The organism is Streptomyces sp. NPDC091416 (assembly GCF_044756845.1).
Taxonomy (GTDB): Bacteria; Actinomycetota; Actinomycetes; order Streptomycetales; family Streptomycetaceae; genus Streptomyces.
The window spans coordinates 863188-881819 of sequence record NZ_JBIVTU010000001.1; the positions used below are offsets into that span (position 1 = coordinate 863188).

The following is an 18632-nucleotide window of genomic DNA, read 5'->3' on the forward strand; positions in this document are numbered from 1 at the left end:
ACTAACACCGTAGATGTACGGTCATGGGCACGGACGACGCACGACCACGACGTTTCCGACTCAGCACGGTTTCGAGGGGACAAGCAATGGCAGATTTCTCCCGCCTTCCCGGACCCAACGCCGATCTGTGGGACTGGCAGCTGCTGGCGGCCTGCCGAGGCGTCGACAGCTCGCTGTTCTTCCACCCCGAGGGGGAACGCGGAGCCGCCCGGAGCGCCCGCGAGACCTCCGCCAAAGAGGTCTGCATGCGCTGCCCGGTACGCGCCGAGTGCGCCGCCCACGCACTGGCGGTACGCGAGCCCTACGGGGTGTGGGGAGGACTGACCGAGGACGAACGCGAGGAGCTCATGGGCCGGGCCCGCAACAGGCTGATCAGCGCGGCGGCACCCTCGTCCCCGCCCGGGCACGGCTGAGTCCGCCGCGCCCCATCAAGGCAGAAACGTTTCCTCACTCACGGCCGACACTCACGGCCGACACTCACGGCCGACACCCACGGCCGACACCCACGGCCGACACCGTGGGCGCACAGGGGCCGGCGCGGCGGACCGCTCAGCGGGCGGCCGCCAGCGACAACTGGTCCAAAGTGGCCGCCACGGCCGGGACCTGCGCCAGGTCGGGCAGGGTCAGCGCGACGATCTCGCGCTCGATGGCGGGCTCCACCGTCACGGTCCTGGCCCCCCGGGGGCGTACCGACTCGATCGCGAGCGCCGGCAGGACGGCGACCCCGAGTCCGGCGCCGACCAGGCCGATCACCGCCGGGTAGTCGTCGGTGGCGAAGTCGATCCGCGGGGTGAAGCCGGACGCCTCGCAGACCTCGACCAGTTGCCGGCGGCAGCGCGGACAGCCGGCGATCCACGGCTCCCCGGCGAGTTCGCCGATACCCACCTCGTCCCGGCCTGCGAAGGAGTGCCCCTCGGGAACGAGACCGATCAGCCGGTCGGTGAGCAGGGGCCGCACCACCAGGTCGTCCCACTCGGCGCCCTGGGTGCCGTACCTGAAGGCCAGCGCGATGTCGCAGTCGCCGTCGCGCAGCATCTCCACGGAACGCGGCGGCTCGGCCTCGACCAGGGAGACCCGGGTGCCGGGGTGGGCCGCCCGGAGCGCCGCGAGGGCGCCCGGGACCAGGGTGGAGCTGCCACTGGGGAAGGAGACCAGCCGCACCCGGCCGGCCCGCAGACCGGCGATCGCGGCGACCTCCTCCTCGGCGGCGGTGAGCCCGGCGAGGATGCCCGAGGCGTGGCGCACGAGCGCCTCACCGGCCTGCGTCAGCCGCATCTCCCGTCCGGTGCGGATGAGCAGGGTGGTGCCCGCCGAGGCTTCCAGCGCCTTCATCTGCTGACTCACGGCGGGCTGGGTGCAGCCGAGCTCGCGGGCGGCGGCGGAGAAGGAGCCGGTACCGGCCACGGCGCGCAGGACTCGGAGATGACGGGCTTCGATCACCCTTCCAACATAAGGGATGCTTGGATCCACTGCGAAATGTTCGCGTACAGCTTTGAGCCAGAACTCGCTACCGTTCGGGCATGACTGCGAAGACCGTACTGACCGTGAACGCGGGCCGTCCGACGGCGGCGCCCTACACCGACGCCCCGGGCGGCATGACCGGGATCGACAAGCGCCCCGTCGAGGGGCTCGTACGGGTCTGCGACCCGGGTCCCCGGGGTGAGGGCGGCAGCGGTCTGGCCGGGGACACGATCGGCGACCTGCGCCACCACGGCGGCTCGCACCAGGCCGTGTACGCCTTCGCCCGCGAGGACCTCGACGCGTGGGAGCAGGAGCTGGGGCGGCCGCTGGCCAACGGTTCGTTCGGCGAGAACCTGACCACGCACGGGCTGGCGGTCAGTGGTGCGCTGATCGGCGAGCGCTGGCGGATCGGCGCGGAGCTGGTCCTCGAGGTCGCCTCCGGCCGGATTCCGTGCCGTACGTTCGCGGGCCACCTGGACGAGGCGCGCTGGGTCAGGCGGTTCACGCAGGCGGCGGCGCCCGGGGCGTACCTCCGGGTGATCACGCCGGGCAGCATCAGGGCCGGCGACCCGGTCGAGATCGTGCACCGGCCGGACCACGAGGTGACGGTGGAGCTGCAGTTCCGGGCCGTGACCACGCGGCGCGATCTGCTGCCGCTGCTGCTTCCGGCCGGCGAGGCGCTGGCCCCCGAGGCGCTGCGGAAGGCGCGTGCGTACGCGCAGGAGCTCACGGCGTCCTGACGCGGACCCCGCACACGCCCTACGGGGACGGTCAGGGACCTGCCAGGGTTCCTCCCCATGTGCCGGGCCCGCTCCCGGCGCGAGCCTGAGGGGCATGGAGAAGACCGGGGGACGACGGCGGTTGAGGCGGGTGCTCATCACGTCGGCGGTGGTGCTGGGCGTGCTGGTGGCGGCGATCGGCGGCGGGTTCGCCTGGCTGTGGACCGGGGCGGACGTCAGCACCGTGGGGAAGGTCCGTTTCAGCCGGCGGATGGCCGTTCCGCCGCTGGCCTCGTCGACCGTGGAGCCGGACGGCACCCGGGTCTTCGATCTGCGGATGCGGTCGGGCGAGACGGAGTTCCTGGCCGGCCGCCCGACACCGACCTGGGGCTTCAACGGCAGCTATCTGGGACCGACGCTGCGCGCGGAGCGCGGTGAGCAGGTCGAGGTGCGGGTGCGCAACGGCCTCGACGAGGCCTCCACCGTGCACTGGCACGGCATGCACCTGCCCGCCGCGATGGACGGCGGCCCGCATCAGATGGTGGCGGCGGGCGGCACGTGGACCCCGCGGTGGAAGGTCGACCAGCCGGCCGCCACGCTCTGGTACCACCCGCATCCGCACGGGGCGACCGAACAGCACGTGCAGCGCGGCCTCGCCGGGATGTTCCTGGTCGACGACGCGCGCTCACGGCGGTTGGCACTCCCGAAGAAGTACGGCGTGGACGACCTTCCGGTCATCGTGCAGGACGTCACCTTCGACGGGGCGCGCTTCGACCACGGCCACGCCTTCCTGGCCAACACCGGCTTCCTCGGCAGGCGGACGATGGTGAACGGCACGCTCGACCCGTACCGGGAGGTCGGCGACGAACTCGTACGGCTGCGGCTGCTGAACGCGTCCACCGCGCGCATCTACACCTTCGGCTTCGACGACGACCGCGCCTTCGACCTGATCGGGACCGATGGCGGGCTGCTGGAGAAACCGGCGGCGATGGACCGGATCCAGCTCTCCCCCGGCGAGCGTGCCGAGGTCGTCGTCCGGATGCGGCCGGACGAGCGGACCGTGCTGCGCAGCTACCCGTGGCGCGGCGGCGACGGCTGGGAGAAGCGGTTCAACGGGGGCGACGACTCCTTCGACGTGCTGGAACTGCGCGCCGCGCACCGGCTGCGCCCGTCGCCCGCGCTGCCCGGCAGGCTGGGTGAACCGGAGCTGCCCGACGGCGGGGACGCGGTGCACGGGCGCTTCTTCGAGCTGCGCAGGTCGGGCATCAACGGAGAGCCGATGGCCATGGACCGGATCGACGAGACCGTGGTGCGGGGTACGACGGAGACGTGGACGCTGCGCAACGGCGGCGACATGACGCACAACTTCCACGTCCACGACGTGCAGTTCAGGGTGCTGGAGGTGAACGGCCGGGAACCGGAGCCCGCTCTGCGGGGCCGGAAGGACACGGTCGCGATCCCGGTGGGCACCACGGTGAAGATCGCGCTGCGGTTCGACGGACCGGCCGATCCGGATACTCCGTACATGTACCACTGCCATCTGCCGGCCCATGAGGACCACGGGATGATGGGGCAGTTCGTGGTCGTGGTGCCGGGCGGGCAGGCGGGTCGTCCGAAGGCCCACGCGGGGCACTAACGTGCGGCGTATGACGACTGCACTGATTACGGGCGCGACCGCGGGCATCGGGGCCGCCTTCGCGCGGCGCCTCGCGGCCGAGGGGCACAACCTCGTGCTGGTGGCCCGCGACACCGGCCGGCTGCGGGAACAGGCCACCGAACTGCACGACCGGCACGGCATCGAGGCCGAGGTGCTGACGGCGGATCTGTCCGCGGACGACGGGATCGCCGCGGTGGAGAGCAGGCTGACGGACCGTAGGCAGTCGGTCGATCTCCTGGTCAACAACGCCGGGTTCGGCAACAAGGGGCAGTTCCTCGAGGTCCCCATGGCGGACGAACTGACGATGCTGAAGGTGCACTGCGAGGCGGTCCTGCGGCTGACCTCGGCGGCCGCGGCCGGGATGAAGGAGCGGGGCAGGGGCGGCATCGTGAACGTGGCCTCCGTGGCCGCCTTCCTGCCGCGCGGTACGTACGGGGCGTCCAAGGCGTGGGTCGTGCAGTTCACCCAGGGCGCGGCGAAGGACCTGGCCGGTTCGGGGGTACGGATGATGGCGCTCTGCCCGGGCTTCGTAAGGACGGAGTTCCATGAGCGGGCCGGAATGGGCACCGGCAACATCCCCGGCTGGATGTGGCTCGACGCCGACAAGCTCGTGTCGGCGGCGCTGGCGGACCTGGCGCGCGGGAAGTCGCTCTCGATCCCGGACGCGCGGTACAAGGCCCTGATGGGTCTGGTGAAGGTGACGCCGCGCGGCCTGCTCGGAGGAGTCACCTCCAGGACGGGCCGCAAGTACGGACCCCAGTGAGCGGTGGTCAGCGCAGCCCACGGCCGTGATGGAGCCGGGGTCCGGGCCCGTCCGGCCGGCCCGGTCTGCCTGGGCGGTCTGCCCGGGTCTGCCTGAGCGGTCTGCCTGGGCGGTCTGTCTGGGCGGTCTGTCTGGGTGGTCTGTCTGGGCGGCCGACTCCGGCCTCGTCGGCCGGGCAGGGGGAGGGCCGGGGCCGGCCGGACCAGCGAAAGGCCCGGTACCCCTCGCGGGGTACCGGGCCTCACCGCTTGCGCGGGACAGCTACACGCTAGTGCGAGTGACCGTGGCCGTGACCGGCCTCGGCCTCTTCCTCGGCCGGCTTCTCGACGACCAGGGTCTCGGTCGTGAGCAGCAGCGACGCGATGGACGCGGCGTTCTCCAGGGCGGAGCGGGTGACCTTGACCGGGTCGATGACGCCGGCCTTCACCAGGTCGCCGTACTCGCCGGTCGCGGCGTTGAAGCCCTGGCCCTTGTCGAGCTCGGAGACCTTCGAGGTGATGACGTAGCCCTCGAGGCCCGCGTTCTCGGCGATCCAGCGGAGCGGCTCGACGGCGGCGCGGCGCACGACCGCGACACCGGTGGCCTCGTCGCCGGTCTTGCCGAGGTTGTCCTCCAGGACCTTGACGGCGTGGACGATGGCGGAGCCACCACCGGAGACGATGCCCTCCTCGACCGCGGCGCGGGTCGCGGAGATGGCGTCCTCCAGACGGTGCTTCTTCTCCTTGAGCTCGACCTCGGTGGCAGCACCGACGCGGATCACGCAGACACCGCCGGCCAGCTTCGCCAGGCGCTCCTGGAGCTTCTCGCGGTCCCAGTCGGAGTCCGTGGACTCGATCTCGGCCTTGATCTGGTTGACGCGGCCGGCGACCTCGTCGGACTTGCCGCCACCGTCGACGATGGTGGTGTCGTCCTTGGAGACGGTCACGCGGCGGGCGGTGCCCAGCACGTCCAGACCGGCCTGGTCGAGCTTGAGGCCGACCTCCTCGGCGATGACGGTCGCACCGGTGAGGGTGGCGATGTCGCCGAGCATGGCCTTGCGGCGGTCACCGAAGCCCGGGGCCTTCACCGCGACGGCGTTGAAGGTGCCACGGATCTTGTTGACGACCAGGGTCGACAGGGCCTCGCCCTCGACGTCCTCGGCGATGATCAGCAGCGGCTTGGAGGCACCGGCCTGGATGACCTTCTCCAGAAGCGGCAGCAGCTCCTGGATCGAGCCGATCTTGCCCTGGTGGATCAGGATGTACGGGTCGTCGAGGACGGCCTCCATACGCTCCTGGTCGGTCACCATGTACGGGGACAGGTAGCCCTTGTCGAAGGCCATGCCCTCGGTGAAGTCGAGGTCCAGACCGAAGGTGTTGGACTCCTCGACGGTGATGACACCGTCCTTGCCGACCTTGTCCATCGCGTCCGCGATGAGCTCGCCGACCTGGGTGTCCTGCGCGGAGAGCGCGGCCACGGCGGCGATGTCGGACTTGTCCTCGATCGGGCGGGCGGTCGCGAGGAGCTCCTCGGACACGGCCTTGACCGCGGCGTCGATGCCCTTCTTCAGGGCGGCCGGGGACGCGCCCGCGGCCACGTTGCGCAGGCCCTCGCGGACGAGCGCCTGGGCCAGGACGGTGGCGGTGGTCGTACCGTCACCGGCTACGTCGTTGGTCTTGGTCGCGACCTCCTTCACCAGCTGGGCACCGAGGTTCTCGTACGGGTCGTCCAGCTCGACCTCGCGCGCGATGGTGACACCGTCGTTGGTGATGGTGGGCGCACCGAACTTCTTGTCGATGACGACGTTGCGGCCCTTGGGACCGATCGTCACCTTCACCGTGTCGGCAAGCTTGTTGACGCCGCGCTCGAGGGCGCGACGGGCGTCCTCGTCGAACTTCAGGATCTTCGCCATGGAGCTGAACTGTCCTCTCAAAACAAGAACTGCGCCCCTGCCGCCCGGCTAGTTATTTCGCAGGGGGCCAGGGGCGCAGAACAGAAGCAAACGTTAAGTGAATTACTTCTCGATGATCGCGAGCACGTCGCGAGCCGAGAGGACGAGGTACTCCTCGCCGTTGTACTTCACCTCGGTGCCGCCGTACTTGCTGTACAGCACGACATCGCCGGTCTTGACGTCGAGCGGAAGGCGCTCGCCGTTCTCGAAGCGGCCCGGGCCCACGGCCAGGACGACGCCCTCCTGGGGCTTCTCCTTCGCCGTGTCCGGAATGACCAGGCCGGAGGCCGTGGTCTGCTCGGCGTCGAGCGGCTGGACCACAATGCGGTCCTCGAGCGGCTTGATCGCAACCTTGGTGCTGGTCGACACGATCCGGTCTCCCCCTTCGGAGATCTCACGGGGTTATCAGTCTTTGGGGTGGCGACCAGGTGGGCCCGTCGTCGCGGGTGCCGGACCTGCCGGTCGCACAGAACTGCTGGCACTCTCCAGTGGGGAGTGCCAGCACTGAGACTATGACCGCGATTAGCACTCGGTCAAGCGGAGTGCCAATTCACGCCCCACGTGGCGTCCGGGGCCGTCCTCCTCCTCGTACGGCCGCGCCCGCACGGCGCTCCGGTCACCACAGGGACAACGCGGGGACCGTCCGTGCCGTTCCGTACGGCGCTGGTCTCATGCCCGCGCGACCCGCCGGACCGGGGAACCCTCGGCCGGGCCCGCTCGCGGCCGGCCGTCCGGACCTGGTGCCCGGCCTGCCGCGGCGGGCGTCGTCCCGCCGCTCGCCGCGGGCGTGCCGTGCGTCCTGACGCTCATGGCGTGGCACAGCGGCTACCGCCTCGCACACCCCGCGCCCGCGGCCTCGCCGCCGTACTCCCCCGGCCGCTCCGGCCACCAGTGGACCGGCGGGCGCGTTCCGGCGCCGCCCGCCGCGGGGCGGCCGCAGGCGACGACGACCATCGCCCCCGGCGCCCCGTGGTCACCGCGCACCGCCGCGGGCCGCGCCCGGTCGCCCGGCGAGGGGCGCACGTGCTGGGCCGCCTTGCGGCCCAGCCGCTCGATCGGGTCCACCGACTGCGCGCAGCCGGCGGAGGCGGTCAGGAGCGCACCGGCGGTCAGCAGTCCGGCCAGCAGCCGGTGCGCCCTTCTCATACGTAGTCCTCCAGGCGGGCCACGGCGTAACCCTTGTCCGTGATGACCTTCATGACATTGCGGATCATGTCGGGCATGCTGCCCTTCCAGTCCTTCTTGCCCCGGAAGTGCGTGAGGATGATGTCGCCGGGATGCAGGTCCTGGTCCTCCTCCCGCCACTCCATGTGGTCGGGGAAGGCCTCCGCCGCCCACAGCGGCACGGCCGTGATGCCGCAGGACTTGGCGATCCGCAGGGTGTCGCCGTTGTAGTTGCCGTACGGCGGCCGGAAGAGCCGGGGGCGCTCGCCGTACTGCTGCTCGATGATGTCCTGCTGGTCGCAGATCTCCCGCTGCTGCTCGTCGTGCGAGAGACCGGGCATGTAGCGGTGGTTCAGCGTGTGGTTGCCGAGGACGACGCCGCGGACCTGGGCCTCCTTGAAGTACGCGTAGTCGTCGCGGACCAGGTAGTCGCTGAGGAAGGCGCTGTACGGGATGTTCAGCTCCGACATCATCTTCAGCAGCTCGGGGTCCTTGTCGTCCCCGTCGTCCATCGTCAGGAAGACGATCTTCTTGTCCGTGGGAACCGTGGTGAAGACCGGCGGCAGCGAGGCGTCGCCGCCCTCGACCTCGAAGCCCTTGCGGGTGGTGAGGTGCGGCTTGACGGCGGGCGGCGCCGGCGGAGCCAGCGGGGTGCTCGCCAGGCCCCACTTCTTGGCCGCCACGGCCCGTGCGGCCTGGGCGCGGCGCGCCTTCTCCGCCTGCGCCGCGACGGAGCCCGCCGCCCCGGCCGCCGGAGGACCGCCCGGCTGTCCGGCCCGCGCGGCGGCCGCGCGTGCGGGGTCGGCCGGTGCACGGCCTGCCGTCTCGGCGGCGCAGCCCGAACCGGCCGCGGCGACCAGCAGCGCGGCGAGGACCGCGTAGCCCGGCCGCCGCCGCAGGTGCCCGCGCCCCGGCCGCCCCTGTCCGCACGACACCGCGTCCGGTCTGCGACTCTTCATGTCAGAATCTTCCTTTTGTCGTACTGGCTGCATGGCGCCGCATCCTGCCAGCCCGGGACGGGGCATCCCGGCCGACACAGCGCCCGCCCCGCACGGTCGCCCGGCTGGCGCGCGCCCGACTGGCCCACAATGGGGCGGGTGAACGCTCTCGCCCCGACCGGCCCGCCCGACGACGCCCCCGACCCCCTTTCCGGCTTCCGCGCCCTGCGCACCCCCGAGGGCGCCGAGCTGCTGGCCGGGCTGCGGTCGTACGACCCCGCCACCGAACTGGCCACCGCCACCCGGCTCCGCCGTACCCACCCGGCCGCTCTCGTCTCGGCGGCCCTGGGCCAGGCCCGGCTGCGGCAGCGGGCGGTGGCGAAGTTCGGCGCCGAGGACGCGCACCGGATGTTCTTCACGCCGAACGGGGTCGAGCAGGCGACCCGCACCTCGGTGGCCGGCTACCGGGCCCGGCGGTTCGCGGACGCGGGGGTGCGCAGCGTCGCCGACCTCTGCTGCGGGATCGGCGGCGACGCGATCGCCCTGGCGCGGGCCGGGATCTCCGTCCTCGCCGTGGACCGCGACCCGCTCACCGCCGAGGTGGCCCGGGCCAACGCCGCGGCGCTCGGCCTGGACGCGCTGATCGAGGTGCGGTGCGCCGACGTCACGGAGATCGACACCGCGCCGTACGACGCGGTGTTCGTCGACCCGGCCCGCCGCGGCGGACGCGGCCGCATCTTCGATCCGGAGGCCTATTCGCCGCCCCTGTCCTGGGCGACCGAGGCGGCGCTCAAGGCGCCCAGGGCCGCGCTGAAGATCGCCCCGGGTGTCCCGCACGAGGCGATCGGGCCGCAGGCGGAGGCCGAGTGGATCTCGGACGGCGGCGAGGTGAAGGAGGCGGTGCTCTGGTTCGGCGAGGGCTTCGAGGCGGGCTCCTACCGCGCGACCCTGCTCCCGTCGGGCGCCACCCTGTCCGCCCCGGCCGTGCTGCCCGCCCCGCCGGTCGGCCCGGTGGGCCGCTATCTGTACGAGCCGGACGGCGCGGTGATCCGGGCGCATCTGGTGGCCGCGGTCGTGGAGCGGTACCGGGGCCGGCTGTTCGACGAGATGATCGCGTACGTCACGAGCGACGAGCTGTACGACTCCCCGTACACCGCCGGCTACGAGATCACCGATCAGCTGCCCTTCAACACGAAGCGGCTGAAGGCCCTGCTGCGGGAGCGGAAGGTCGGCGTCCTCACGGTCAAGAAGCGTGGTTCGGGGGTCGAACCGGAGGAACTGCGGCGGAAGATGAAGCTCCAGGGCCCGAACGCGGCCACGGTCTTCCTGACCCGCGTCGCGAACGTGCCGACGATGCTGATCGGCCGTCCCGTGACCGGCCCCGAGGCCGCCCTGCGCTGACGGCGGCCGGGCCCGCCTCAGCGGTGGGCGCCGCCCCGCACGGAGACCAGGGGCTCGGGGGCGGCTGTGCCGAGCAGGGTTCGCAGGACCCAACGCCGGTGCCAGAAGGCCTTGGTGATGCCGATGAGGCCGATGATCCAGCCGATGAACCCGAGCCCCATCACCAGGGCCATCAGGCCGTAGGTGTCATCGCCCCGGACGGCGCCGGCCGGCACCACGAAGCAGGCGTAAAGACCGCCGGCGCAGAGCACGAAGGAGCCGAGGAGCCACACCAGGCTCACCCCCGGCAGCCGGTACGCGGCGTCACGCGCGGGATCACGGTCCAACGCGCCCCACTGCGCGAGGAGTCGGCGCAGCCGCCGGTCCCTGCGCAGGCCGATCACGACGAGGACGACGGCCGGCACCAGGCAACAGGCGCCCAGGACCAGCATGATGACGCCGAAGAAGGCGCTGAAGACGTCGTAGGACTGCTCGAAGGTGACGAACGCGGTGCCGATCATCGCCCAGCCGAGCGCACCGACCGCTCCCCACATCCACAGCAGTCCGAGCCGGCCGGGGCCCAGGTGCATCTTCACCAGCGCGCCCAGGATGTGGGCCCGGTCGGCGAGCAGCGCTCCCCGGTCGGGCCAGGTGCGTATCTCCACGGGCGGCGGGGGCGGCGGAAGCGCCGGACGGGCGGACATGGGCCAGACCCTATCGAGCGGCGGTGCCGCCCCGCGTCCGGGTGATCACATATCAGGCGTTGCGCAGGGCCTCGATGTCGAGGCGCTTCATGCCGAGCATCGCCTTCATGGCGCGGGCCGCCTTGTCCGGGTCGGGGTCGGTCAGGGCGTCGCCGAGACCGGGCGGGATGATCTGCCAGGAGACGCCGAACCTGTCCTTGAGCCAGCCGCACTGGCTCTCCTGGCCGCCGTCCGCGGTGAGCGCGTCCCAGAGCCGGTCCGCCTCCTCCTGGGACTCGCACTCGACGGAGAGCGAGACCGCCTCGCTGAAGGGGAACTCGGGGCCGCCGTCGAAGGCGATGTACTCGGCGCCGTCCAGCTGGAAGCGGACGGTCATCACCGCACCCTCCTCGCCGGGCGACGCGGCCGTCCAGCGGGTCACGTCCAGGACGCGCGAGTCGCCGCCGATGACGGAGATGTAGTGGTCCGCCGCCTCCTCGGCCTGGTCTTTGTCGAACCACAGGAACGTGGTGACCTTCTGCATGGTCTTCTCCTCACGCGGTGGTACCGGGTGCCGTGCAAGGTAGACCGGTGGCGGGTACGGAACTCATCGGCCGGCCCGGTCCAGGAGCAGGGCCCGTTCCCGCTCGTTGCGGGTGAGCTCCGCCGCCCGTACGAACTCGGCGCGCGCCTCGTCCGTACGCCCCATCCGCTCCAGCAGATCCCCGCGGACGCTCGGCAGCAAGTGGTACGCCTTGAGCGCGGGGTCGGCGGCCAGCGCGTCGACCAGGGCGAGAGCGGCGGCCGGACCCTCGGCCATGGAGACGGCGACGGCACGGTTGAGCTCGACGACCGGGGACGGGGACAGGGCGGCGAGCCGGTCGTACAGCGCGGCGATGGCGGCCCAGTCCGTGTCCTCGTACCGCACCGCCCGGGCATGGCAGGCGGCGATGGCCGCCTGGAGGGCGTACGGGCCCAGCGGCCGCCCCGCCTCCGCGGCCGTTTCGCCCGCCCGGAGCAGGGCCGCGCAGCCGCGGCGGATCAGCAGCCGGTCCCAGCGGGCCCGGTTCTGATCGGCGAGCAGCACCGGCGCACCGTCCGGCCCGGTCCTGGCAGCGGTACGCGAGGCCTGGAGCTCCAGCAGGGCCGCCAGTCCGTGCACCTCGGCCTCGCCCGGCATCAGCCCGGCCAGCACCCGGGCCAGCCGCAGCGCGTCCTCGCAGAGGCCGGGACGCAGCCAGTCGTCGCCGGCGGTCGCGGCGTAGCCCTCGTTGAAGACCAGGTAGATGACTTCGAGCACCGATCCGAGCCGGGCGGCGCGCTCGGGGCCGTACGGCACCTCGAAGGGGACACCGGCCCGGCCGAGTGCCCGTTTGGCGCGGACGATCCGCTGGGCGACGGCCGGTTCGGTGGTGAGGAAGGCGCGGGCGATCTCCGTGGTGGTGAGGCCGCCGAGAAGGCGCAGGGTGAGGGCGATCCGGGCGTCGGTGGAGAGCACCGGATGGCACGAGGTGAAGATCAGCCGCAGCAGGTCGTCGTCGATCCGGTCCGGGTCCGCGGCGCCCGGGTCCGGTTCGCCGGAGACGGTGTCCAGGTCCCGGCCCATCTCGGCCAGCTTGCGGGCGTACGTCTCGCGGCGGCGTACGAGGTCGATGGCGCGGTGCTTGGCCGTGGCCATGAGCCAGGCTCCCGGGTTGTCCGGGACGCCCGACTCCGGCCACTGCTCCAGCGCGGCGACCAGGGCGTCCTGTGCGAGCTCCTCGGCGATGCCCACGTCCCGGACGATCCGGGCGACACCGGCGATGATCCGCGCGGACTCGATCCTGAATACCGCCTCAACCGCGCTCGCTGCCGTCACGGCCACCCATCAGAGCAGCCGTGCGGGACCCGGGCAAGCGCGGCCGGCCGGTCAGCCGGTCGCTTCGTCGATGGCCCGGATCTCGGAGGTGACGCTCCAGCTCTCCGGGTGGCAGAGCAGGAACCGCTTGGTCCACTCCAGCGCCTCGTCCTTGTCCTTGCACTGGAGGATGGCGTAGCCGCCGACGACCTCCTTGGTCTCGGTGAAGGGCCCGTCGGTGCAGCTGAGCTTTCCGCCGGCCCAGTGGACCCGGGTGCCCTGGGCGGTCGGGGTGAGGCCGGCCGTCTCCAGCATCACGCCCGCCTTGTTGATCTCCTCGAACAGGGCGCCCATGCGCTTCTCGAAGTCGGGGTCGGGCTCGAACCCGGCGGCGGCCTGCTCGTCGATGCGGATGAGTGACATGAAGCGCGGCATGGTGGCTCCTCGGTCGGGAGGGCGGGGACCTCTTCCCCGCCTCTCACCCCTGCGTCGAACGGGAGACGTCGGAATCGACAGCTCCCCCCGGAATTCTTCTGAGAAGTCTCCGGACCGGCCACCGCAGCGGCCGCGCTCCTCAGCGGCCGGCCGCTCCGAGGGACTCGAACCGCCAGCGGTGCACCGGACGGGTGACGGCCGCCGCGTCCGGTTCGGGCAGCTCCGGCAGGTCGTCGCCGTAGGCGCCCTCCCACCACGTGATGACCAGGACGCGGTCCTGCGGGGCGCGCAGCAGCTCGCTGCGCAGCGGGGGGCGCGCCAGCTCGCCGGCGCGGGCGCGGGCCCATTCCAGCAGTTCCGCGCCCCGGCCCTCGGTGGCCCGCGCCTCCCACATCAGCGCGACGGTGGTGCCGTTCCCGCTCATGAGTACAGGTTGTCCTTGCTGATCTCGTGCACGTGGTCGTGCGTGTGGCCGTGGCCGGCTCCCGGTACGTGGGTCTCGGTGACCGGCAGCGAGGAGTCCGCCGACAGCTCCAGGTCGGAGGCGGGCCGGTTGCGGGCCACCATCTCCGCGCCCAGCGCGGCGACCATGGCCCCGTTGTCGGTGCACAGTCCGGGGCGGGGCACGCGCAGCCGGATCCCGGCCCGTTCGCACCGCTCCTGGGCGAGCGCCCGCAGCCGTGAGTTGGCCGCGACGCCGCCGCCGATCATGAGGTGGTCGACGCCCTCGTCCTTGCAGGCCCGGACGGCCTTGCGGGTGAGCACGTCCACCACGGCCTCCTGGAAGGACGCCGCCACGTCCCGTACCGGCACTTCCTCGCCCGCGGCGCGCTTCGCCTCGATCCAGCGGGCGACGGAGGTCTTCAGGCCGGAGAAGGAGAAGTCGTACGCGGGGTCGCGCGAGCCGCTCAGCCCGCGCGGGAACGCGATGGCCTTCGGGTCGCCCTCCCGGGCGAGGCGGTCGATGACGGGGCCGCCGGGGAAGCCGAGCTGCAGCACCCGGGCGATCTTGTCGAAGGCCTCGCCCGCCGCGTCGTCGATGGTCGCGCCGAGCGGCCGCACGTCGTTGGTGATGTCGGGGGCGAGCAGCAGCGAGGAGTGCCCGCCGCTGACCAGGAGCGCCATCGTCGGCTCGGGCAGCGGGCCGTGCTCCAGCTGGTCGACGCAGATGTGCGAGGCCAGGTGGTTCACCCCGTAGAGCGGCTTGTTCAGCGCGTACGCGTACGCCTTCGCGGCCGAGACGCCGACGAGCAGGGCGCCGGCGAGTCCGGGCCCGGCGGTGACGGAGATGCCGTCGAGGTCGCGGCCGGTGACGCCGGCCTCCTTCAGGGCGCGCTCGATCGTGGGGACCATCGCCTCCAGATGCGCGCGGGAGGCGATCTCGGGGACGACGCCGCCGAAGCGGGCGTGCGTGTCGACGCTGGACGCGACGGCGTCGGCGAGGAGTGTCGTCCCGCGGACGATGCCGACGCCGGTCTCGTCGCAGGAGGTCTCGATGCCGAGTACGAGCGGTTCGTCAGCCATCAGTCAGTCTCGTTTTCTTGTACGTGGAGGCGCATGACGAGCGCGTCGATGTTGCCCGGCTGGTAGTAGCCGCGGCGGAAGCCGATGGGTTCGAAGCCGAAGCGTTCGTACAGCTTCTGCGCCCGGGTGTTGTCGACCCGGACCTCCAGCAGCACCTCGGCGCACTCGAAGGCCGTGGCGTGCTTCAGCAGGTCGGTCAGAAGCTCGGAGCCGAGCCCGCCGCCCCAGTGTCCGCGGGTGACGCCGATCGTCTGTACGTCGGCGAGGTCGCCGGCCGCCGCGAGGCCCGCGTATCCGACGATCCGGCCGGACACCGGGTCCTCGGCGACCACGTAGCGGCGGGTGGCCCGCGGTCCCCGGGCATGCGCCAGCTCGGACCAGAACATCCCGGCCGACCAGGCGTCGTCCGGGAACAGCTCGTGCTCCAGGTCGAGCACCGGATCGATGTCCCACCAGCGCATCTCGCGCAGCACTGCGGTCGTGGGGGTCACTTGGGGGTGACCACCTTGTAGTTCTTCGGGACCTGCGCGTCGGGCCTGCGCAGGTAGAGCGGCTGCGGCGGCAGCAGCGTGTCCCCCGCGGCGAGGCGTGCGGCGGCGAGGGCCGCCATCGCGCCGGCGGCGACGTGCTCGGGGCCGCGCGCGTCCGGGAACGCGTCGGGGTAGAGCACCGCGCCCGCCCCGGCGACGGGGAGGCCCGCGAGCTGCCCGGCGATGTCGGCGGGCCGGTCGACGGCGGGTTCACCGGTCCGGGTGAAGGCGTCCTCGTACCGCGCCCAGTAGACCTCCTTGCGCCGGGCGTCCGTCGCGACGGCGAACGGGCCCGCCACCCCGGCCTGCCCCGCGGCGTACGCGAGGGCGTCCAGGGTGCAGATCCCGTGCACGGGGACGGACAGCGCCGAGCCGAAGGTCGCGGCCGTCACCAGGCCGACCCTCAGTCCGGTGTACGGGCCGGGGCCGACGCCCACGACCAGCTCCGTCACGGCGTCGAGTTTCACGCCTGCCTCGGCGAGGACCCGGTCGACGGCGGGCAGCAGCAGCTCCCCGTGCCTTCGGGCGTCGACCTGACCGGACTCGGCGACGACGCGGGTCCCGTCGTGCAGGGCGACGGTGACGGCGGGGGTGGCGGTATCCATAGCGAGCAAGAGCACGCAAACAGCCTACGGCTCCGCGCGGGCGGTACGGCGCCCCGTACGGCGTCCCGGTGCGAGGGTGCTCCGGTGCTACCGTCACCGGGTATACGCGGAGTACGTGTAAACGCTTGTACGACATACGACGGTCTACGGCATACGACGGCGAAAGAGGCGCACGGTGGCTAGGGGCAGCTCGGGAATCGTGGCCGCGCTCACCGCGGCGGCCGTCGCCGCGGTCGGCTTCCTGGCCTACCAGGCGTCGGCGAACGTCCCCGACGACCTCGGGGCCAAGCCGAAGGCGTCCAGCAGCTCACCGGCCACGGGCGGCCACGCCAGGCCGAAGCCGAAGAAGGACCCCCTCGCGGTTCCCGCCGCGTCCGGCACGGGCATGCGCGTGGTGTACGCGCTGGGCGACCGGCGGGTGTGGCTGGTGGACGCCGGGAACAAGGCGACCCGGACCTTCAAGGTGATGCCGAGCGCGGTGCAGGCCAGGCCCGGCGTCTACCGGGTGACCTCGCGGTCCGGCCGCGTCACCGGCTCCGACGGGGTGCCGATCGAGCACGTGGTCCGGTTCGCGACGAACAACGACGTGGCCATCGGCTTCAGCGCCGCGCAGGACGGCTCGATGGAGAGCCCGGACCCGACGCTGAAGGCGGGCGGCGTGCGTATGTCCCGTGCGGACGGCAACGCGGTGTGGACGTTCGCGACGGTGGGCGTGAAGGTCAACGTCGTCTCTTAGGGACCCTGGCGCCTCGCGGGGACGCCGGCGTCTCGCGCGGACGCCGGCGCAGGGACGCCCTCGGCTCAGGCCCGCTTCGGCTTCGCTCCCGCGGCTTCTCGCGGCGCGGGCGCCGTGTTGCGCGGGCCGGGCGGGGTGGAGACGGCGGTGGCCGCCGCTCCGGCGGCAAGCAGGTCTCTCATCGACACCGCCTGCGGCGATGGCTGCGCTTCTCGCTCCGATGTCGGCATGAACGCCTCCTGGGGCTCCGGTGGAAGGCACGGTTAGGCAGACCTAACCTGCTCTCGCCCTCCATGTCACCACGCCCGCACCGCCCCGCGCAACAATTTGCCGACACCATGTCGGAAACAGGCGGCGGCAGCCGCTCCTCAGATTCCGGCCGTGTCCCACGGCGCCCAGGACTCCGTCCGCAGCCCCGCCCACCGTGCGCCGAAGCCCACGAGCGTCACCGCGCGCCGCTCGTCGTCCGTGTCGCCGACCGCGCGGTCGATGAGCACGTGGAGCCGGTCCTCGGAGAGCTCCTCGACCTTGCCGTCGCCCCACTCGACGACGACCACCGAGTCCGGCAGCGACACGTCGAGGTCCAGGTCCTCCATCTCGTCGAGCCCGCCGCCCAGGCGGTACGCGTCCACGTGGACCAGCGCCGGGCCTGCGCCGAGCGGGGGGTGGACGCGGGCGATCACGAAGGTGGGGGACGTGACGGCGCCGCGTACGCCCAGGCCCTCGCCGAGCCCCCGGGTCAGGGTCGTCTTCCCCGCACCGAGCTCGCCGGTGAGCATCACCAGGTCGCCGGGGCGCAGCACACCGGAGAGCCGGCGGCCCAGGGCCTGCATCTGTTCGGGGGACTCGACGGCGAGCGTCAGGGTGACGGTGTCGTGCGGGGCGCCTGCGGCGGGCTCGGCCGCCGGGCCGCTGTGCGGTGCTTCCATGCCCGCCAACGTTAGAGGATTTCCGGTACCGCTCCGGCCCTCACCCGCGCGCCTCGGAGGACTCCGGTACGGCCCCGGCCCGCACCAGCAGGTCCGCCAGCCGGTCCGTCACCGTCTCCGGGTGCTCCAGCATCACCAGATGCCCGGCGTCCGGGACGATGACCAGCTCCGCGTCGGGCAGCCGGTCCGCGATCGCCTCGCTGTGCGAGCTGGGTGTCACCAGGTCCTTGTCGCCTGCCAGGATCAGCACCGGGAGGTCCCGGAACAGCGGCAGCGCCTTGCTCTTGTCGTGCGCGATGAAGGCGGGGTAGAACTCCGCGACGACATCGATCGGCGTGGACTCGATGAGCCGCTCGGCGAACCGCTCGACCGCCGGGTCCACGTCCCGCGAGCCGAACGAGTACCGCTTGATCAGCCCGGCGAACAGATCCGCCGTCGCCCGCCTCCCCCGCTCCACCAGCTCCGCCTGCGAGCCGAGCGCCTTCAGCACGCCGGGCAGCACCCGCCGCACCGCGTTCACGCCCGCCACCGGCAGCCCGAAGCTGACCTCGCCGAGCTTCCCGCTCGACGTGCCCATGAAGGCGACGGCGGCGACCCGGTCGCGCATGAGCGCCGGGTACTGGTCGGCGAACTCCATGATCGTCATGCCGCCCATGGAGTGCCCGACCAGTACCAGGGGTCCTTCGGGGGCGGCCGCGTCGATCACGGCCTTGAGGTCGCGGCCGAGCTGGTCGAAGCGCAGGTGCACGCCCTGCGCCTGCGCCCGGCCGCGCTCGGAGCGGCCGTGGCTGCGCTGGTCCCAGTGGACGGTACGCACGAGGCCGCGCAGGGCAGCCCGCTGGAAGTGCCAGGAGTCCTGGCTGAGGCAGTAGCCGTGGCTGAAGACGACCGTCACCGGGGCGGGCGCCTTGTGTCCGAAGAGGCGGCGTCTGCGCGGGCCGGCGGCGGAGCCGGGCGGCGTGCCGCCCGTTCCCTTGCCGCTGCCCGGGTCGACCTCGTCGATCTCGTAGTACAGCTCGGTGCCGTCGTCGGCCGTCGCCCGGCCCGGCAGCCCGCGCAGCGAGCCGTACGGTCCGGTGGCGTCCAGCGCCAGCCTGGCCCGCTTGCGCATGCCGCGGCCGACCGTCAGCCGCTCGACCGCGACCCCGGCCGCCGCGCCCGCGGCGATCACACCTATGGCGGCCCCGGCGATCCCCGCCCGGCGCCAGCCGGCCGCCGAAGCGGCCGTCGCCACCGCGTCCCCCGCGCTGATCTCGCTCACGTGCCGCGCTCCTCGTCGGTCGTGTCGTGTCCGTCGGGTCGGTCAGGGCCGCCCGAGGTCCTGCGTTCTCGTCCGGCCGG

22 protein-coding genes are annotated in these 18632 nt (G+C 72.6%); 6 read left to right on the forward strand and 16 right to left on the reverse strand.

From position 1 onward, the window contains the following. Nucleotides 1-86 precede the first annotated feature (86 nt). Entirely contained in the window at nucleotides 87-413 is a 327-nt protein-coding gene (locus tag ACIQMX_RS03670) for a WhiB family transcriptional regulator (protein ID WP_018550557.1), read from the forward strand. 136 nt (nucleotides 414-549) lie between these two features. On the opposite strand, the gene ACIQMX_RS03675 is transcribed toward ACIQMX_RS03670, so the two are convergent. Next, a complete protein-coding gene (locus ACIQMX_RS03675) occupies nucleotides 550-1440 on the reverse strand; it encodes a LysR family transcriptional regulator (RefSeq protein WP_363067062.1) in 891 nt (296 codons plus the stop codon). A gap of 80 nt (nucleotides 1441-1520) precedes the next feature. Between ACIQMX_RS03675 and ACIQMX_RS03680 the strand changes: the two genes are divergently transcribed. The 3 genes from ACIQMX_RS03680 to ACIQMX_RS03690 all read left to right on the forward strand — a co-directional run bounded on the left by ACIQMX_RS03680 (nucleotide 1521) and on the right by ACIQMX_RS03690 (nucleotide 4600). Further along, a complete protein-coding gene (locus ACIQMX_RS03680) occupies nucleotides 1521-2201 on the forward strand; it encodes an MOSC domain-containing protein (RefSeq protein ID WP_363067061.1) in 681 nt (226 codons plus the stop codon). A gap of 94 nt (nucleotides 2202-2295) precedes the next feature. Next, complete coding sequence (locus ACIQMX_RS03685) at nucleotides 2296-3816, forward strand: multicopper oxidase family protein (protein WP_402474700.1); 1521 nt, start codon at nucleotides 2296-2298, stop codon at nucleotides 3814-3816. A gap of 10 nt (nucleotides 3817-3826) precedes the next feature. Further along, entirely contained in the window at nucleotides 3827-4600 is a 774-nt protein-coding gene (locus ACIQMX_RS03690; protein ID WP_363067059.1) for an SDR family oxidoreductase, read from the forward strand. A 268-nt stretch (nucleotides 4601-4868) separates the two neighbouring features. Here the strand turns inward: ACIQMX_RS03690 and groL are convergent, their stop codons facing one another. The 4 genes from groL to ACIQMX_RS03710 all read right to left on the reverse strand — a co-directional run bounded on the left by groL (nucleotide 4869) and on the right by ACIQMX_RS03710 (nucleotide 8686). Beyond that, a complete protein-coding gene (gene groL, locus ACIQMX_RS03695) occupies nucleotides 4869-6491 on the reverse strand; it encodes a chaperonin GroEL (protein WP_363067058.1) in 1623 nt (540 codons plus the stop codon). Nucleotides 6492-6593: 102 nt separating this feature from the next. Continuing rightward, nucleotides 6594-6902, reverse strand: a complete 309-nt coding sequence (gene groES, locus ACIQMX_RS03700) for a co-chaperone GroES (protein ID WP_024490209.1) — start codon at nucleotides 6900-6902, stop codon at nucleotides 6594-6596. A 453-nt stretch (nucleotides 6903-7355) separates the two neighbouring features. Further along, a complete protein-coding gene (locus ACIQMX_RS03705) occupies nucleotides 7356-7676 on the reverse strand; it encodes a hypothetical protein (protein WP_402474703.1) in 321 nt (106 codons plus the stop codon). After that, nucleotides 7673-8686, reverse strand: coding sequence for a polysaccharide deacetylase family protein (locus tag ACIQMX_RS03710; RefSeq protein WP_402474705.1), 1014 nt, complete (start codon nucleotides 8684-8686; stop codon nucleotides 7673-7675). The genes ACIQMX_RS03705 and ACIQMX_RS03710 overlap by 4 nt, the downstream gene beginning before the upstream one ends. A gap of 96 nt (nucleotides 8687-8782) precedes the next feature. Here ACIQMX_RS03710 and ACIQMX_RS03715 point away from each other — a divergent pair, with 96 nt between their 5' ends. After that, a complete protein-coding gene (locus tag ACIQMX_RS03715) occupies nucleotides 8783-10033 on the forward strand; it encodes a methyltransferase domain-containing protein (protein ID WP_402474707.1) in 1251 nt (416 codons plus the stop codon). Nucleotides 10034-10050: 17 nt separating this feature from the next. Here the strand turns inward: ACIQMX_RS03715 and ACIQMX_RS03720 are convergent, their stop codons facing one another. From ACIQMX_RS03720 to tsaB, 8 genes are all read right to left on the reverse strand, one after another. Then, on the reverse strand, nucleotides 10051-10716 hold the full coding sequence (locus ACIQMX_RS03720) for a hypothetical protein (RefSeq protein ID WP_402474709.1): 666 nt from the start codon (nucleotides 10714-10716) through the stop codon (nucleotides 10051-10053). A 52-nt stretch (nucleotides 10717-10768) separates the two neighbouring features. Next, complete coding sequence (locus tag ACIQMX_RS03725; RefSeq protein ID WP_402474711.1) at nucleotides 10769-11239, reverse strand: VOC family protein; 471 nt, start codon at nucleotides 11237-11239, stop codon at nucleotides 10769-10771. Between the two features lie 63 nt (nucleotides 11240-11302). Continuing rightward, nucleotides 11303-12553, reverse strand: coding sequence for an RNA polymerase sigma factor (locus tag ACIQMX_RS03730; protein ID WP_402474714.1), 1251 nt, complete (start codon nucleotides 12551-12553; stop codon nucleotides 11303-11305). A gap of 51 nt (nucleotides 12554-12604) precedes the next feature. Then, a complete protein-coding gene (locus ACIQMX_RS03735; RefSeq protein ID WP_402474717.1) occupies nucleotides 12605-12967 on the reverse strand; it encodes a YciI family protein in 363 nt (120 codons plus the stop codon). A 139-nt stretch (nucleotides 12968-13106) separates the two neighbouring features. Further along, a complete protein-coding gene (locus ACIQMX_RS03740) occupies nucleotides 13107-13391 on the reverse strand; it encodes a hypothetical protein (protein ID WP_402474719.1) in 285 nt (94 codons plus the stop codon). Beyond that, nucleotides 13388-14491, reverse strand: a complete 1104-nt coding sequence (gene tsaD, locus ACIQMX_RS03745; RefSeq protein ID WP_363067049.1) for a tRNA (adenosine(37)-N6)-threonylcarbamoyltransferase complex transferase subunit TsaD — start codon at nucleotides 14489-14491, stop codon at nucleotides 13388-13390. Before tsaD ends, ACIQMX_RS03740 begins: the two co-directional genes overlap by 4 nt. Then, the gene (gene rimI / locus ACIQMX_RS03750) at nucleotides 14491-14982 is read right to left on the reverse strand and encodes a ribosomal protein S18-alanine N-acetyltransferase (RefSeq protein ID WP_363067048.1); all 492 of its coding nucleotides are present in this window, start codon (nucleotides 14980-14982) and stop codon (nucleotides 14491-14493) included. The genes tsaD and rimI overlap by 1 nt, the downstream gene beginning before the upstream one ends. Next, on the reverse strand, nucleotides 14979-15626 hold the full coding sequence (gene tsaB / locus ACIQMX_RS03755; RefSeq protein WP_363067212.1) for a tRNA (adenosine(37)-N6)-threonylcarbamoyltransferase complex dimerization subunit type 1 TsaB: 648 nt from the start codon (nucleotides 15624-15626) through the stop codon (nucleotides 14979-14981). The genes rimI and tsaB overlap by 4 nt, the downstream gene beginning before the upstream one ends. Nucleotides 15627-15825: 199 nt before the next feature. Between tsaB and ACIQMX_RS03760 the strand changes: the two genes are divergently transcribed. Beyond that, entirely contained in the window at nucleotides 15826-16362 is a 537-nt protein-coding gene (locus tag ACIQMX_RS03760; protein ID WP_363067211.1) for a hypothetical protein, read from the forward strand. Between the two features lie 65 nt (nucleotides 16363-16427). Here the strand turns inward: ACIQMX_RS03760 and ACIQMX_RS03765 are convergent, their stop codons facing one another. The 3 genes from ACIQMX_RS03765 to ACIQMX_RS03775 all read right to left on the reverse strand — a co-directional run bounded on the left by ACIQMX_RS03765 (nucleotide 16428) and on the right by ACIQMX_RS03775 (nucleotide 18552). Further along, nucleotides 16428-16592 carry a hypothetical protein gene (locus tag ACIQMX_RS03765; RefSeq protein ID WP_363067047.1) on the reverse strand — a complete coding sequence of 55 codons (165 nt, stop codon included), beginning with the start codon at nucleotides 16590-16592 and terminating at the stop codon, nucleotides 16428-16430. A gap of 138 nt (nucleotides 16593-16730) precedes the next feature. Continuing rightward, nucleotides 16731-17291: a tRNA (adenosine(37)-N6)-threonylcarbamoyltransferase complex ATPase subunit type 1 TsaE gene (gene tsaE / locus ACIQMX_RS03770; RefSeq protein ID WP_363067046.1), complete on the reverse strand. Its 561-nt coding sequence runs from the start codon at nucleotides 17289-17291 to the stop codon at nucleotides 16731-16733. 40 nt (nucleotides 17292-17331) lie between these two features. Beyond that, complete coding sequence (locus ACIQMX_RS03775; RefSeq protein WP_402474724.1) at nucleotides 17332-18552, reverse strand: alpha/beta fold hydrolase; 1221 nt, start codon at nucleotides 18550-18552, stop codon at nucleotides 17332-17334. Between the last annotated feature and the right edge of the window lie 80 nt (nucleotides 18553-18632).

What these genes read in the sequence shown, in the direction of transcription:
- ACIQMX_RS03670 (WP_018550557.1), top strand. Translation starts at nt 87, where the DNA reads ATGGCAGATTTCTCCCGCCTTCCCGGACCCAACGCCGATCTGTGGGAC.
- ACIQMX_RS03680 (WP_363067061.1), top strand. Translation starts at nt 1,521, where the DNA reads ATGACTGCGAAGACCGTACTGACCGTGAACGCGGGCCGTCCGACGGCG.
- ACIQMX_RS03685 (WP_402474700.1), top strand. Translation starts at nt 2,296, where the DNA reads ATGGAGAAGACCGGGGGACGACGGCGGTTGAGGCGGGTGCTCATCACG.
- ACIQMX_RS03690 (WP_363067059.1), top strand. Translation starts at nt 3,827, where the DNA reads ATGACGACTGCACTGATTACGGGCGCGACCGCGGGCATCGGGGCCGCC.
- groL (WP_363067058.1), bottom strand. Translation starts at nt 6,491, where the DNA reads ATGGCGAAGATCCTGAAGTTCGACGAGGACGCCCGTCGCGCCCTCGAG.
- ACIQMX_RS03705 (WP_402474703.1), bottom strand. Translation starts at nt 7,676, where the DNA reads ATGAGAAGGGCGCACCGGCTGCTGGCCGGACTGCTGACCGCCGGTGCG.
- ACIQMX_RS03710 (WP_402474705.1), bottom strand. Translation starts at nt 8,686, where the DNA reads ATGCAGCCAGTACGACAAAAGGAAGATTCTGACATGAAGAGTCGCAGA.
- ACIQMX_RS03715 (WP_402474707.1), top strand. Translation starts at nt 8,783, where the DNA reads ATGGGGCGGGTGAACGCTCTCGCCCCGACCGGCCCGCCCGACGACGCC.
- ACIQMX_RS03720 (WP_402474709.1), bottom strand. Translation starts at nt 10,716, where the DNA reads ATGTCCGCCCGTCCGGCGCTTCCGCCGCCCCCGCCGCCCGTGGAGATA.
- ACIQMX_RS03725 (WP_402474711.1), bottom strand. Translation starts at nt 11,239, where the DNA reads ATGCAGAAGGTCACCACGTTCCTGTGGTTCGACAAAGACCAGGCCGAG.
- ACIQMX_RS03735 (WP_402474717.1), bottom strand. Translation starts at nt 12,967, where the DNA reads ATGCCGCGCTTCATGTCACTCATCCGCATCGACGAGCAGGCCGCCGCC.
- ACIQMX_RS03740 (WP_402474719.1), bottom strand. Translation starts at nt 13,391, where the DNA reads ATGAGCGGGAACGGCACCACCGTCGCGCTGATGTGGGAGGCGCGGGCC.
- tsaD (WP_363067049.1), bottom strand. Translation starts at nt 14,491, where the DNA reads ATGGCTGACGAACCGCTCGTACTCGGCATCGAGACCTCCTGCGACGAG.
- tsaB (WP_363067212.1), bottom strand. Translation starts at nt 15,626, where the DNA reads ATGGATACCGCCACCCCCGCCGTCACCGTCGCCCTGCACGACGGGACC.
- ACIQMX_RS03765 (WP_363067047.1), bottom strand. Translation starts at nt 16,592, where the DNA reads ATGCCGACATCGGAGCGAGAAGCGCAGCCATCGCCGCAGGCGGTGTCG.
- tsaE (WP_363067046.1), bottom strand. Translation starts at nt 17,291, where the DNA reads ATGGAAGCACCGCACAGCGGCCCGGCGGCCGAGCCCGCCGCAGGCGCC.